This is a genomic window from Streptomyces sp. SCSIO ZS0520 (assembly GCF_025643355.1).
Classification (GTDB): Bacteria; Actinomycetota; Actinomycetes; order Streptomycetales; family Streptomycetaceae; genus Streptomyces; species Streptomyces physcomitrii.
Genome location: NZ_CP092644.1, coordinates 5,760,186 through 5,773,433, shown reverse-complemented (window position 1 = coordinate 5,773,433; position 13,248 = coordinate 5,760,186). Strand labels below are relative to the sequence as shown.

General features: G+C 72.2%; 11 protein-coding genes and 1 riboswitch. Of the genes, 6 read left to right on the top strand and 5 right to left on the bottom strand.

Features of this window, described 5'->3' with window-relative positions; translation table 11 throughout:
* The first annotated feature begins 520 nt into the window (after positions 1–520).
* The 3 genes from MID12_RS23010 to MID12_RS23000 all read left to right on the top strand — a co-directional run bounded on the left by MID12_RS23010 (position 521) and on the right by MID12_RS23000 (position 5,978).
* Positions 521–3,826, top strand: a complete 3,306-nt coding sequence (locus tag MID12_RS23010) for a S8 family serine peptidase (RefSeq protein WP_263170445.1) — start codon at positions 521–523, stop codon at positions 3,824–3,826.
* 245 nt (positions 3,827–4,071) lie between these two features.
* Positions 4,072–4,482, top strand: a complete 411-nt coding sequence (locus MID12_RS23005; RefSeq protein ID WP_040253569.1) for a YciI family protein — start codon at positions 4,072–4,074, stop codon at positions 4,480–4,482.
* A gap of 305 nt (positions 4,483–4,787) precedes the next feature.
* On the top strand, positions 4,788–5,978 hold the full coding sequence (locus tag MID12_RS23000; protein WP_052483230.1) for an RNA polymerase sigma factor: 1,191 nt from the start codon (positions 4,788–4,790) through the stop codon (positions 5,976–5,978).
* 33 nt (positions 5,979–6,011) lie between these two features.
* Here MID12_RS23000 and MID12_RS22995 read toward each other — a convergent pair whose 3' ends face one another.
* Entirely contained in the window at positions 6,012–6,365 is a 354-nt protein-coding gene (locus MID12_RS22995) for a hypothetical protein (protein WP_040258191.1), read from the bottom strand.
* Positions 6,366–6,980: 615 nt separating this feature from the next.
* Here MID12_RS22995 and MID12_RS22990 point away from each other — a divergent pair.
* Positions 6,981–8,009 (top strand): glycoside hydrolase family 16 protein, encoded by a 1,029-nt coding sequence (locus MID12_RS22990; protein ID WP_078845197.1) that lies wholly within the window; start codon positions 6,981–6,983, stop codon positions 8,007–8,009.
* Between the two features lie 138 nt (positions 8,010–8,147).
* Here MID12_RS22990 and MID12_RS22985 read toward each other — a convergent pair whose 3' ends face one another.
* Positions 8,148–9,050: an alpha/beta hydrolase family protein gene (locus MID12_RS22985; protein ID WP_263170439.1), complete on the bottom strand. Its 903-nt coding sequence runs from the start codon at positions 9,048–9,050 to the stop codon at positions 8,148–8,150.
* A gap of 279 nt (positions 9,051–9,329) precedes the next feature.
* Here MID12_RS22985 and MID12_RS22980 point away from each other — a divergent pair, with 279 nt between their 5' ends.
* The gene (locus tag MID12_RS22980) at positions 9,330–9,752 is read left to right on the top strand and encodes a MerR family transcriptional regulator (RefSeq protein WP_263170437.1); all 423 of its coding nucleotides are present in this window, start codon (positions 9,330–9,332) and stop codon (positions 9,750–9,752) included.
* On the opposite strand, the gene MID12_RS22975 is transcribed toward MID12_RS22980, so the two are convergent.
* The 3 genes from MID12_RS22975 to MID12_RS22965 form a co-directional block, all read right to left on the bottom strand.
* Positions 9,715–10,029: a DMT family transporter gene (locus MID12_RS22975; RefSeq protein WP_263170435.1), complete on the bottom strand. Its 315-nt coding sequence runs from the start codon at positions 10,027–10,029 to the stop codon at positions 9,715–9,717. The two genes, MID12_RS22980 and MID12_RS22975, sit on opposite strands and share 38 nt — an antisense overlap.
* Before the next feature lie 10 nt (positions 10,030–10,039).
* Positions 10,040–10,102: riboswitch (guanidine-III (ykkC-III) riboswitch) on the bottom strand.
* A gap of 130 nt (positions 10,103–10,232) precedes the next feature.
* Positions 10,233–11,234 carry a hypothetical protein gene (locus tag MID12_RS22970; RefSeq protein WP_263170433.1) on the bottom strand — a complete coding sequence of 334 codons (1,002 nt, stop codon included), beginning with the start codon at positions 11,232–11,234 and terminating at the stop codon, positions 10,233–10,235.
* A gap of 76 nt (positions 11,235–11,310) precedes the next feature.
* Entirely contained in the window at positions 11,311–11,820 is a 510-nt protein-coding gene (locus MID12_RS22965) for an RNA polymerase sigma factor (protein ID WP_263170431.1), read from the bottom strand.
* A 257-nt stretch (positions 11,821–12,077) separates the two neighbouring features.
* On the opposite strand from MID12_RS22965, the gene MID12_RS22960 reads away from it, so the two are divergent.
* Positions 12,078–13,106 carry an aspartate-semialdehyde dehydrogenase gene (locus MID12_RS22960; protein ID WP_040253563.1) on the top strand — a complete coding sequence of 343 codons (1,029 nt, stop codon included), beginning with the start codon at positions 12,078–12,080 and terminating at the stop codon, positions 13,104–13,106.
* The last annotated feature ends 142 nt before the right edge of the window (positions 13,107–13,248 follow it).

Here is a 13,248-nt window from a genome sequence, read left to right as displayed (position 1 = left end):
TCGCAAGTGCGATGGCCGCCGCGTGAACGCGGCGGCAACGCCCGACACCCATCCGCGTACGTGGATCACGGCGTCCGCCGGGCGGCCATCCGCGCCTCGGGTGCGCGAGGGCGGACGGTCACCGGGCGTTCATCCGGCGGGGTACGGGCCGGTTCCGGGGGCCGGGTGCGCCTCCTCCGGTATGCGGGGCGAAGGGGTGCCGGTGACCGCCCGGAACACCGGAATCTCGCATTCCGGAGGTGAGGGAGACGCGCAGACGCCGTGAGGGAACCGTCCAAGTCGCCCCGCGCACCGCATGGATGGGGCTCGGGCGACATCCGTACCCGTGAGGAAAGATACACATGTGATGCTCTTTGTCCCTCATGGCGTATGGCGGAAGTACGCCACCGCGTATCCCGGCCCGGGCATTTCTCCCCAAAGCCCGGCCGGATCCATAAAGCTGAGCGGTCATCCGGGCACGTATTCCGGGCACTTCCGATCTCTCTTGATCGTCGCGGATCCTTACCTCACAGGGATGATGATGACCTCCGACCCTCAGCCCGCACCGAGACCAGGTGCGAGACGCGCGGCGCGCATAGCCATGGCCGCCGGACTCACGGCGGCCCTCGCGGCCGCCGGACCCGCTCCGCTGGCCTTCTCCGCGGACCCGGCACCGGCGGCCGACCCCGCCGCCAAGTCGGCGAGCGCCAAGCTCGGCGCCGCGGACGCCGACCTCCTCGCCGACGCGAAGGCGTCCGGCACCAAGAACATCACGATGATGATCGCCACCGCCCCGGGCGCCACCGAGCGGGTCGCGGACCAGCTCGACGCCGTCAAGGGCGGCTCGGTCGGCCGCACCTACGACAAGCTCGGCTATGTGCGGGCCACGGTGCCCACCTCCGGCGCCGAGGCCGCGATCAAGGCGGCCGCGAAGCTGTCCTCGGTGCACGGCATCGACCTGCGCCACGAGATCGAGCTGGACGACCCGACCCCGGCCGGCGACCGCGCCGAGGGCGCGGCCCGCGCGGCGAAGGGCGGCTATGCGGCGCCCGGCAAGAAGACGCCCGCGAAGAACCCGTACAACCCGTCCTTCGAGACCGGTGCGGTGGACTTCGTCGCCAAGCACCCGAAGTACGACGGCCGGGGCACCACCATCGGCATCCTCGACTCGGGCGTGGACCTCGGCCACCCGGCGCTGCGCAAGACCAGCACCGGCGAGCGCAAGATCACCGACTGGGTGACCGCCACCGACCCGATCGTGGACGCCGACGGCACCTGGCGCCGGATGACCAACCCGGTCACCGGGCCCTCCTTCACCTTCAACGGCCGCAGCTGGAAGGCGCCCGAGGGCGCGTACCAGATCAGCATCTTCAGCGAGGCCGCGACCAAGGGCGGCGACGCCAAGGGCGACCTCAACCGGGACGGCGACACCACCGACACCTGGGGCCTGCTCTACGACCCGGCCGCCGGTACCGTCCGCGTCGACCTGGACAACGACGGCGACTTCTCGAACGACAAGGTCCTCAAGCCCTACAAGGACGGCTTCCAGGTCTCCTACTTCGGCGAGGACGACCCGGGCACCGAGGTCGTCGAGCGGGTCCCCTTCGTGGTCGAGATCCGCAAGGACGTGCCGACCGACCCGTACGGCGGCGACTGGGTCGGCAAGAAGGCCGACTTCGTCAACATCGGCGTCATCGAGTCCGAGCACGGCACCCACGTCGCGGGCATCACCGCGGCCAACGGCCTCTTCGGCGGCAAGATGAACGGCGCGGCCCCCGGCGCCAAGCTGGTCTCCTCGCGGGCCTGCACCTGGAGCGGCGGCTGCACCAACGTCGCGCTCACCGAGGGCATGATCGACCTGGTCACCAACCGCGGCGTCGACATCGTCAACATGTCGATCGGCGGCCTCCCGGCGCTCAACGACGGCAACAACGCCCGCGCCGAGCTGTACAAGCGCCTGATCGACACCTACGACGTCCAGCTGGTGATCTCCGCGGGCAACGAGGGCCCGGGCGTGAACACCATCGGCGACCCCGGCCTCGCCGACAAGGTGATCTCGGTCGGCGCCGCCATCTCCAAGGAGACCTGGGCCGCGAACTACGGCTCCGGCGTGGCCAAGAAGTACGCCCTGATGCCCTTCTCCTCCCGCGGCCCGCGCGAGGACGGCGGCTTCACGCCCACGATCAGCGCCCCCGGCGCCGCGATCAACACCACCCAGACCTGGCTGCCGGGCTCCCCGGTCGCCGAGGCCGGGTACCAGCTGCCCGCCGGGTACTCGATGCTCCAGGGCACCTCGATGGCCTCGCCGCAGGCCGCGGGCGCCTCGGCGCTGCTCCTGTCCGCCGCCAAGCAGCTGCACATCGAGCTGACCCCGGCGAAGCTGCGCACCGCGCTGACCTCCACCGCCAAGCGCATCCCCGGTGAGCAGGCCTACGCCCAGGGCGCCGGCCGGATCGACATCGTCGGCGCCTGGAAGAACGTGAAGAAGGGCGTCGCCGCCCACGACTTCACCGTCCGCGCGCCCGTCGACACCGCCATCGACCAGTTCCTCAAGGAGCCGGGCTTCGGCACCGGCCTCTACGACCGCGAGGGCGGCCTCAAGGCCGGGCAGAAGAAGACGTACGCGGTGCAGGTCACCCGCACCTCGGGCCCGGACCGGACCGTCTACCACAACCTCGAACTGCGCAACAACGACGGCACGTTCAAGATCGTGGGCGACGACGTCGTCAAGCTGCCGCTGAACAAGACGGTCACCGTCAAGATCCAGGCGAAGCCCACGTCGGCCGGGGTGCACAGCGCCATCCTCGACGTCGACGACAACCGCACCCCGGGCATCGACCAGCAGATCCTGTCGACCGTCGTGGTCTCGGCCGCGCTCACCAAGCCCGACTACGGCTTCTCCGCCAAGGGCTCGGTCCAGCGCAACAGCACCCGCTCGTACTTCGTGAACGTCCCCGAGGGCGCCAAGAACCTCGAAGTGGCCCTGGGCGGCCTGAAGGGCAAGAGCCAGACCCGCTTCATCGCGATCCACCCCTACGGCGTCCCGTCCGACGACACCTCGACGCCGCTGTGCTACGCCAACTACGAGAACCCGGACAACACCTGCCGCCCGGACCTGCGCTCCTACGCGGACCCGCAGCCCGGCGTCTGGGAGATCGAGCTGGAGTCGCGCCGCACCTCGCCGCTGCTCGACAACCCGTACCAGCTCGGCGTCTCGGTGCTCGGCGCGGCCTTCGACCCGGCCGTGCAGAAGGTCGCCGAGGCCAAGGTGGGCAAGGCCACTCCGGTGACCTGGAAGGTGACGAACAAGTTCGCCGCCGTCGACGGCAAGCTCCAGGGCGGCCCGCTCGGCTCCTCCAAGGCGGACCGTCCGACGATCAAGCCGGGCCAGACGGTGACCACCGAGGTCGTGGTGCCCGAGGGCGCCGACCGCCTCGACGTCGCCATCGGCGGGGTCTCGGACACCGCCGCCGACCTCGACCTCGCGGTCCTCAAGGACGGCGAGGAAGTCGCCACCTCCGCGGACGGCGACTCCGAGGAGTCGGTGAGCATCAGCAAGCCGGCCGCCGGCACCTACACCGTCGAGGTCCTCGGCTACGCGATCCCCTCCGGGGCCACCGAGTACGACTACCACGACGTGTTCTTCTCCGGCGCGCTCGGCAAGGTCACCGTGGACGGCAAGCCGGTCAAGCTCGGCAGCGGCAAGTCCACCGAGGTCACCGCCGAGGTCACCGCCAACGCCGCCGCCCCCGAGGGCCGCACCTTCTTCGGTGAGGTCCAGCTCCTGAACGGCCGCGGCACGGTCGCCGGAGTCGGCAGCGTGGAGATCGAGAAGGTCACCCCGTAACTGACCCGACCCCGGGTACGGCTCCGAGGGCGCCCCGTCCGCTTCGGCGGACGGGGCGCTCCCGCGTGTACGGGGCGCTCCAGGCGGGTGCGGGGCGCTCCGGACGGGTGCGGGAAGCGGGCTCGACCGCCCGGGCGAAAAAACTCCGGGAAATCTTCCGCGGCGATGTCGAGAACCGCCGAGCGGCTCCGTCCCCGGGGTGCGCGCGGCCACAATGGCCCGCACCAGTACCGAGGAGAACCATCATGGCCAAGTACCTGCTTCTCAAGCACTACCGCGGCGCCCCGGCCCCGGCCAACGACGTCCCGATGGACAAGTGGACCCCCGAGGAGGTCACGGCCCACATCCAGTACATGCGGGACTTCGCCACCCGGCTTGAGGAGACCGGCGAGTACGTCGGCGGCGAGGCGCTCGCCCCCGAGGGCAGCTGGGTCCGCTACGACGGCGAGGGCCGCCCGCCGGTCACCGACGGCCCCTTCGCGGAGACCAAGGACCTCATCGCCGGGTGGATGGTGATCGACGTCGACAGCCACGAACGCGCCGTCGAACTCGCCGGGGAACTCTCCGCCGCCCCCGGAGCAGGCGGCAAGCCGATCCACGAGTGGCTGGAACTCCGCCCCTTCCTCGCGGCCGCGCCCAACACGGACTGCCACTGAGAGGGTGCGGGTCGGGGAGGGCGGTACGGCCCTCCCCGAGAGACGCCCGAGCGGGACAGATGAGGGGGGCGGGGCGGGTGGAGAAGGAAGAGCAGGCGGGGCAGGCGGCAGAGCCCGGCCAAGCATCAGAACCCGGCCGAGTGGCAGAGCCCGGCCGAGTGGCAGAACCCGGTCAGGCGGCAGAACCCGGTCAGGTAGCAGAACCCGGCCCGGTGACCGAGGGAGGTCAAGTGCCTGACGGCGGTCGAGTAGCCGACGGCGGTCGAGTGGCCGAAGACGGCCGGACGGACGGAGCCGGCCAGGTGGTGGACGAAGCCCTGCTCCGGAGCCTCACCCCGCAGGTGCTCGGGATCCTCGTACGCCGCGGGGCGGACTTCGCGGCGGCCGAGGACGCCGTACAGGAGGCCCTGCTCGAAGCGGTCCGCGGCTGGCCCGGGGCGCAGCCGCGGGACCCCAAGGGCTGGCTGGTCACGGTGGCCTGGCGCAAATTCCTCGACGCGGTACGGGCGGACAGCGCCCGCCGCCGCCGTGAGGACCTGCTCGACGAGCAGCCCGCGCCGGGCCCCGCCCCCTCGGCGGACGACACCCTCCAGCTCTACTTCCTGTGCGCCCACCCCTCCCTGACCCCCTCCTCCGCGGTCGCGCTCACCCTGCGCGCCGTCGGCGGACTCACCACCCGCCAGATCGCCGCGGCCTATCTGGTGCCCGAGGCGACCATGGCCCAGCGCATCAGCCGCGCCAAACGCACCGTCTCCGGGGTCCGCCTCGACCGGCACGGCGATGTCGCCACCGTGCTCCGCGTCCTCTACCTGGTCTTCAACGAGGGCTACTCCGGCGACCTCGACCTCGCCGCCGAGGCCATCCGCCTCACCCGCCAACTCGCCGCCGCCATCGACCATCCCGAGGTGGCGGGGCTGCTGGCCCTGATGCTCCTGCACCACGCCCGCCGTGCCGGCCGCACCGCCCCGGACGGCAGCCTGGTCCCGCTCGCCGAGCAGGACCGCGGCCGCTGGGACACCGCCTCGATCGCCGAGGCCGTCGGGATCCTCCAGACCGCCCTCGCCCGCGACCGGCTCGGCGAGTTCCAGGCCCAGGCCGCCATCGCCGCCCTGCACGCCGACGCCCCCGCCGCCGAGGAGACCGACTGGGTCCAGATCGTGGAGTGGTACGACGAGTTGCTGCGCCTGACCGACAGCCCCGTGGTCCGCCTCAACCGCGCGGTGGCGGTGGGCGAGGCGGACGGTCCCCGCGCCGGTCTCGCCGCCCTCGCGGAACTCGACCGCTCCCTGCCCCGCCACACCGCGGCCGCCGCCTACCTCCACGAACGCGACGGCGACCTGAAGACCGCGGCCCGCCTCTACGCCGAGGCCGCCCACCAGGCCCCCAACCTCGCGGAACGCGCCCACCTGACCCGCCAGGCGGCCCGGCTCAACTCCGGGTCCTCCGCCCGGCCCGGCTCCCGCCCCGACTCCCGGCCCGACTCCCAGGACCGCTGAATCCCACCCGGCAGCCGACCGCCGACCGGCCCCTCAGCGGAACTCGTGCACCACCTGGATCCCACCCACGATGTGCGCGTTGAACTCCGCCAACTCCTCGGCCGGTACCCAGAGTTCGAGAATCGTCCGCCCACCTGCCTGCCGCACCGGATACCGCCCGAGAAACGCCGACTCGACCTCGAACCGCGTCACGAACCCGGCCCCGCTGTGCTTCACATTCCAGTCCCGCGCGATCTTGACCGCGTACTCCTCGTCGAGCACCGGATAGAAGATCGGCTGCTCCGGCAACCGCGGCGGCCAGGCCCGCCACCCCGACTCCCGTACGAGCGCGAGCTCTTCGGGACCGGTAGGACGCCAGAGAGTGGTCGTCACCGGACGACTGGTCATGAGCACCGCCTTGCGAACGCCGCCTGCCGGTAGGGCAGTTCAGGAAATCGGACAGCCGGAGAGCCCGGAAAACCGGGGGGCTCCGGGGACCGGACGGTACCGGGGCGTCGACTCGGGGGCCATGCGATTTCCCTTGGCGAGGGGGCGGGACTCGGGGGACTGGAGCGTTCAACGAGGCTTTCGCCGAGCGGGAGTTGAGACTGCCCAGGGGCGCTCAGAGGGCACCCAGGGGGCGCCCAGGGGCCTTTTCTCGCCGCAGCGGAGCGCGAGACGAGGCGTCATCAGTCGTAAGGAAGATCCGGCCCGACGCCTGGTTGTTCTTCAAGTCTCTTTCTCAGTCGGTGCCCCACGACATCATCCGAGCACGGAACACCCTGAACTGGCCGTAGAGCCTTCGACGAGGCGAACGGGTCAATGTTCAAGAGCTGAATGCAGCGCGAACTCTTGACGGTGCGGGCGGAGTTGCACGACAGTCGTCTCGCCCTGCTCCACTCCCCACGTGGTCGAGGCGCCTGATGCACCGACGCCGCCTTGCCCCGGATCGCTCCCGCACCCCCGCAGGGCTCGACCCTCCTTTGCCGCCGCAGAGGTCCCCCCTCGTCGAAAGCAGGCATCATGAACCGTACGTTCCGGACCTTCCGGCGCTCTTCCTCGGGACGGCGAGGCCGTCGCCTTCCCACGCTGCTGCTCACCGGACTCGCCGTATCGGCGCTGGTGGGTCCCGCGGCCCTGACCGGCTCCGCCGCGGCCAGTGTGCCGCCGCCCGCGGACGGCTGGTCGACGATGTTCAGCGACGACTTCGAGGGAGCCGCGGGCAGCCGCCTCAACGGCGCCGACTGGCTCTACGACATCGGCACCGGCTATCCCGGCGGCGCGCCCAACTGGGGCACCGGCGAGATCGAGGTCTCGACGGACTCCACTGACAACGTTTACCAGGACGGCGAGGGTCACATGGTGATCAAGCCGATCAAGGACTCCGCGGGCAACTGGACCTCGGGCCGGGTGGAGACCCAGCGCACCGACTTCGGCGCGCCGGAGGGCGGGCAGATGGAGATGAGCGCCTCCATCAAGCAGCCCAACCCGGAGAAGGCGCTGGGGTATTGGCCGGCCTTCTGGGCGATGGGCGCCGACGCCCGGCCGGTCGGGGCCACCAACTGGCCCAGCATCGGCGAGCTGGACATCATGGAGGACGTCAACGGCCTCAGCAAGCACTCCACCACCTTCCACTGCGGTGAGTGGGCCGGGGAGTGCCACGACCCCGACGGCATCAGCAGCGACCTCCAGGCCTGCGACGGCTGCCAGACGGAGTTCCACACCTACTCCGTCGTCGTCGACCGTACGAACGCCGCCGCCGAGCAGCTGCGCTTCTACCTCGACGGCAAGGAGACCTACCGGGTCGACCAGAACCAGGTCTCCGAGGCCACCTGGCGGACCGCGGTCGACCACGGCTTCTTCGCCATCTTCGACGTGGCCATCGGCGGCTCCTACCCGAACAAGGTCTGCGGCTGCACCTCCCCGGCCGCCGACACCTCCTCCGGCGCGGGGATGAGCGTGGACTGGTTCGCCGTCTACAAGACCGACAACGGCGCGACGGCGGGCCCGGCCCCGGCGGTCGCCCACGGCTCCGCCCACGAGCGCCCGTAGAGGTCCTGCGCGTAGAGGTCCTGGGCGTAGAGGTCTTGCCCGTAGAGGTCCAGGGCGTAGAAGTCCAGGGCGTCGTCCGGGCTCCGGCTCGCCCTCCGGTCCTTGGTTCCCTCCGGTCTCGGCCGGAGGGAACCCGGCTCACGGACGCCGCCCCGCGCCCTCCTTGGTGTCGAGCCTGCCCAGCGGATGGGTGCCCCCTTCCAGGGCCCGGCGCGCCGCCGTCCAGCCGGAGCTGTCGATGCCGAGGGCGTGGCGGAGGTAGGCCCAGGTGACCTGTTGGAGGAGGGCGAGGCGGGCGGGGTTCTCGTCGGTGGTCTCGGCGGCCTCGTAGCCGGGGATGCCGCCGAGGGAGTGCTCCGCGCCGTACAGGGTGAGCAGGCCCTCGGCGCCGGGGCTCAGATGGTACGGATCGGCCGTCCACTCCGGTCCGCGCACGCTCAGCGGGGAGTCGTCCCGGTCGCCCGCGACCACCAGGGCGGGGGTGGTCAGATGCGTGAAGTCCGGGTTCATGAAGGGGAATTGCTCGGCCGCGAAGGGGGTCAGGTCGGTGCCGCCCCGGCCCGCCGTGGCGAGCAGCACCCCCGCCTTGACGCGCGGATCGGAGAGGTCCGGCGCCTCCGCGGTCCCCGGATCCCGGACGCGCAGGCCGAGCAGGGTGCCCGCCGTCTGGCCGCCGAAGGAGTGCCCGGCCACGGCGACACGGCTCCGGTCGAGACGGCCGCCGAGTCCGGGGACGGCGGCCTCCAGTGCGTCGAGCCCGTCGAGGATCCGCCTCAGGTCCGCCGACCGCAGACGCCAGATCCGCGGGGTACGGGGATCGCCCTCGGGCAGGCCCACCGTCCGGGAGTCGAGGTGGGTGGGCTGGATCACCGCGAAGCCGCGGGCGGCCCAGTAGTCGGTCAGGGGGCCGTAGCCCTCCAGGGACGAGCCGTAGCCGTGGGTGAAGAGCACGATCGGCAGCCCGCCTCCGGTCACCGGCGCGGAGACCCGTACCCGCAGGTCCTCGCCGCGGTCCGGCGCGGGCAGCACGAGCGGCTTCACGGAGACGACGGGCGTGGGAGCCGTGACGGGGATGCCGGTCGGCGGGGGCAAGGGGGTCGGTGCGGTGGATGCGCTCGGTGCGGTGGATGAGGTGGAGGGGCTGGATGAGGTGGAGGGGCTGGATGAGGTCGGTGCGGGGTTCTCGGTGGTCATGGGGGGACGTCCTTCCGCCGGGCCACCGGTCGGTCGCGGTGGAGCCCTCGCGGATTACGCTAGAACCTGACGTCGACGTGAGGGTCAAGGGCTGAGACGTGAGGGTCGAGGGCTGAGGGAGGCGCCATGCGTATCGGTGAACTGGCCGCCAGGACGGGTGTCAGCGTCCGGGCGCTGCGCTACTACGAGGAGCAGAGCCTGCTCGGCGCGGAACGCAGCGCCGGCGGGCAGCGGCAGTACCCGGAGAGCGCGGTCGACCGCATCCGGCTGATCCAGCAGCTCTACGCCGCGGGTCTTTCGAGCAGGACGATCGTCGAGCTCCTGCCGTGCGTCGTGGACGGCAAGGCCACCCCGGAGCTGCTCGACCGGCTCGCCTCGGAACGGGACCGCATCGACCGCCAGATCGCCGACCTGCTCGGCACCCGGGACCGGCTCGACTCCGTCCTCGGCGGCGCCGCCCGGAACCTGCGCACGGGACAGCCCTGCCAGGGGCGGGCCGACGCCGCCGGGCTCAGTGAGCGAGCTTCAGACCCGCCACGCAGCCGATGATCCCCGCGAGCAGCAGGATCTTCAGCACTCCGGCGGGCTCCCCCTCGAAGAGCATCGCGTACGCGGCGGTGAGGACCGCGCCGATGCCCACCCAGACCGCGTAGCCGGTTCCCACCGGCAGCGTCCGCAGAGCGTGGGCGAGTCCCGCCATGCTGAACACCAGGCCGACGGCGAACACCGCCGTCGGGAGCGGGCGGCTGAAGTTCTCGGACTTCCCCAGGGCTGTCGCCCAGACCGCTTCGAGCATTCCGGACAACACCAGAACGACCCATGCCATGACCGCACCTCGGGCACCGTCTTGTCGTGTGCTGGGTACGGCGCGCTCGTCCAGGAGCCGATCGGGGCTCTGCGACCATCCTCGCACGCACCGCCGGGACCGTGCATCGTCAACCGGCCGCCCCACCAACTCCCCTTGGGTCTCAGGCACTTCAGCTGCGTACGGGGCGATCGGGTCCGGGGGCGGCTCCCCAGTCGGGCAGATCAGTACGTGTGACCCGACCTCCCGCAGGAGATGCCCTCGAGCTTCCGGGCCTTCGGCAGCGCGGCCGTGATCCACGCGCGCTCCTCGGCGACGCGGCTGCCGGTCGACCAGATGTCGGGCGTGGCACCGCCCCGGGGGATCCCGATGAGCGCGTGGTCGCCGACGCGCGGCCGCGAGGAGGCGTTCACCCCCATCACGAACGAGACCCGCGGCTTGCCGCTCTCCGGCTTGTAGTAGCGCTCGGCCGCCAGGATCACCCGCTCCTCCAGGCCGCCCGGAACCGGCGTCACCTCCAGGACGGTGCCCTCGACGATCAGTCCGGCGCAGGCGACGTACCCCTCGGGGCTCAGGTCCCCGCCCGCGGATCCCCCGTCCCGGTCCGACGGCCCCTCCGCACCCGGGGCGCTCGCCTCCGGCCGCCGCACGTCCGCCGCGTCGCCCGCCCCCTCGCGGTCCCCGCCGCCGAGGGAGGTGAGGCCGACCACGCCGAGCACCACGGCGGCCGAGGCGGCGGCCAGCCCGAGGACCAGGCGCCGGGCCCGGCACCCGGGTGCGTGCGCGCGCGGGGGCGCGGGGGTCGCCGCGCGCGGGGGCGCGGAAGCCGCGGGGGGCGCCTGCACCGGAGGCACACGCGGGGGCACGGAGGGCTCCCGTGCGCCCGCGCTCGCAGCCGTACCCGCACCGGCACCGGCACCCGCACCCGCACCCGAGGACAGGGACCGGGACGGAGACGGGGACGAGGTGGCCGCAGCACCCGTCAGTTCCTCCGCCAGGGTCGCAAGCCCCTCCCGCAGCAGGTCGAGGTCGGCCACCGCCCGCGCGTGCTCGGCCCTGAAGCCCGCGTCGTCCCGGACCTCGTCGGCCGGCGGCTCCCCGAGGAGAGCGGCCATCAGCGGATCGGCCCCGAAAGCCGGATCGGCCCCGAAGACCGAGTCGGCCCCCGAAGCAGAGCGGCCCCCGGAGACCGAAGAGGCCCCGGACTCCGAAGAGGCCCCGGACACCGAAGGCTCCTCGGAGGCGGAGTGGGCCCCCTGAGCCGAGTCGCCCTCGTGAGCGGGGCTGCCGTTCCCGGTCATGTCACACCACCTCGTCCTCGTGCAGTCGTACGCGCAGGGCCCGTACCGCCGCGTGCAGGCGGCTCTTCACGGTGCCCTCGGGCAGGTCCAGCTCCTCGGCGATGCTGCGCACCGGCAGGTCGGCGTAGAAGCGCAGGACCACCACCTGGCGCTGGGGGTCGGTGAGCGCGTCGAGGCCGCGGGCGACGGCCAGCGAGAGCAGGCTGCGCTCGTCGGCGGCGGGCTGCTGCTCCTGGCGGAGCGCGGCCAGGCGTTCGCCGAGGCCCTCCTGGCGCCTGCGGGCCCGGTGCCAGTCCATCGCCAGATGGGAGGCGACGACCGCGGCCCAGGCCGAGACGTCCCGGGGCGCTTCGAGGCCGCGGGCGGCCCGCTCCAGGAGCCGCAGCCTGACCTGCTGCACCCCGTCGGGCACCTCCGACCGCGGGACCCCGCCCAGCACCAGCACGGCCCGTACCCGGTTCTCCTGGGCGGCGTCGAGCGGATCCGCCTCCCGGCCCTTCCCCCAGCGCAATGCGCCACCCCTCCCCCTGCGTGCTTTCCCCCGTGCGTCCCTCCTACGACGCGGCAGGCGGCCGGAACGTTCGCCCGGCGGCCGGGAAATTCCGCACGGGTGAATCGCGGGAGAACCCCCCGTCGAGCCCGGCGTGCCGAAGGTCACGTGTCCCAGGGACCGGACAATGGATTGGACAAGTCGGCGCAGGACATACGCATCATGGACACGTACGAAGGCCCAGTTCGCGGGCCCGGGCCGCAGGAGAAGGAGTCCCCGTGAGGGTCGGAATCGTCGGAGCCACCGGTCAGGTCGGCACAGTCATGCGCGGGATCCTCCAGGAGCGGGACTTCCCGGTCGAGGAGCTGCGGCTGTTCGCCTCCTCGCGTTCGGCGGGGTCGACGATCGACTGGAAGGGGCTTCCGGTCACCGTCGAGGACGCGTCCACCGCGGACTACTCGGGGCTGGACATCGTGCTCTTCTCGGCGGGCGGCGCGACCTCGAAGGCGATCGCCGAGAAGGTCGCCGCCCAGGGCCCGGTCGTGATCGACAACTCCTCGGCCTGGCGCCGCCACCCCGAGGTGCCGCTGGTCGTCTCCGAGGTGAACCCGCACGCGGTCGCCGACCGCCCGAAGGGCATCATCGCCAACCCGAACTGCACCACCATGGCCGCGATGCCGGTGCTGCGCCCGCTGCACGCCGAGGCCGGGCTCGAAGCCCTGGTCGTCGCCACCTACCAGGCGGTCTCCGGTTCCGGTCTCGCCGGTGTCGCCGAGCTGCACGGCCAGGCGCAGAAGGTCACCGCCGAGGCCGACCGGCTGACCCACGACGGCGAGGCGGTGGAGTTCCCCGAGCCCGGCGTCTACCAGCGGCCCATCGCCTTCAACGTCCTGCCGCTCGCGGGCAGCATCGTCGACGACGGCTCCTTCGAGACCGACGAGGAGCAGAAGCTGCGCCACGAGTCGCGCAAGATCCTGGAGATCCCGGAGCTGAAGGTCTCCGGCACCTGCGTCCGGGTGCCGGTCTTCTCCGGCCACTCGCTCCAGGTCAACGCCCGCTTCTCGCGGCCGCTGAGCGTCGAGCGCGCCCACGAACTGCTCGCGGGCGCCCCCGGCGTCGCCCTCTCCGAGATCCCGACCCCGCTGGAGGCCGCGGGCAAGGACCCCTCGTACGTGGGCCGTATCCGCGCCGACGAGACGGTCGAGAACGGCCTCGCGCTCTTCCTCTCCAACGACAACCTGCGCAAGGGCGCCGCGCTCAACGCGGTGCAGATCGCGGAGCTGGTGGCGGCGGAGCTGAAGGGCTGAGGCCCCGGCTCCCGCGCATACCGGGCCGCCGCTTCCCGCGAGGGGGTGGCGGCCCGTCGCGTACCCGCCCGCCGAGCGAATTGACCCTAGGGTAAGTTAGCTCTCCCCAGAGGACTTCGGGCTCTTATGGGCTGCTCTGCGC

Excerpts from the sequence above, each read along its gene's own strand:
- MID12_RS22975 (WP_263170435.1), bottom strand. The coding sequence starts at position 10,029 with ATGGCATGGGTCGTTCTGGTGTTGTCCGGAATGCTCGAAGCGGTCTGG.
- MID12_RS23005 (WP_040253569.1), top strand. The coding sequence starts at position 4,072 with ATGGCCAAGTACCTGCTTCTCAAGCACTACCGCGGCGCCCCGGCCCCG.
- MID12_RS22980 (WP_263170437.1), top strand. The coding sequence starts at position 9,330 with ATGCGTATCGGTGAACTGGCCGCCAGGACGGGTGTCAGCGTCCGGGCG.
- MID12_RS22990 (WP_078845197.1), top strand. The coding sequence starts at position 6,981 with ATGAACCGTACGTTCCGGACCTTCCGGCGCTCTTCCTCGGGACGGCGA.
- MID12_RS22995 (WP_040258191.1), bottom strand. The coding sequence starts at position 6,365 with ATGACCAGTCGTCCGGTGACGACCACTCTCTGGCGTCCTACCGGTCCC.
- MID12_RS23010 (WP_263170445.1), top strand. The coding sequence starts at position 521 with ATGACCTCCGACCCTCAGCCCGCACCGAGACCAGGTGCGAGACGCGCG.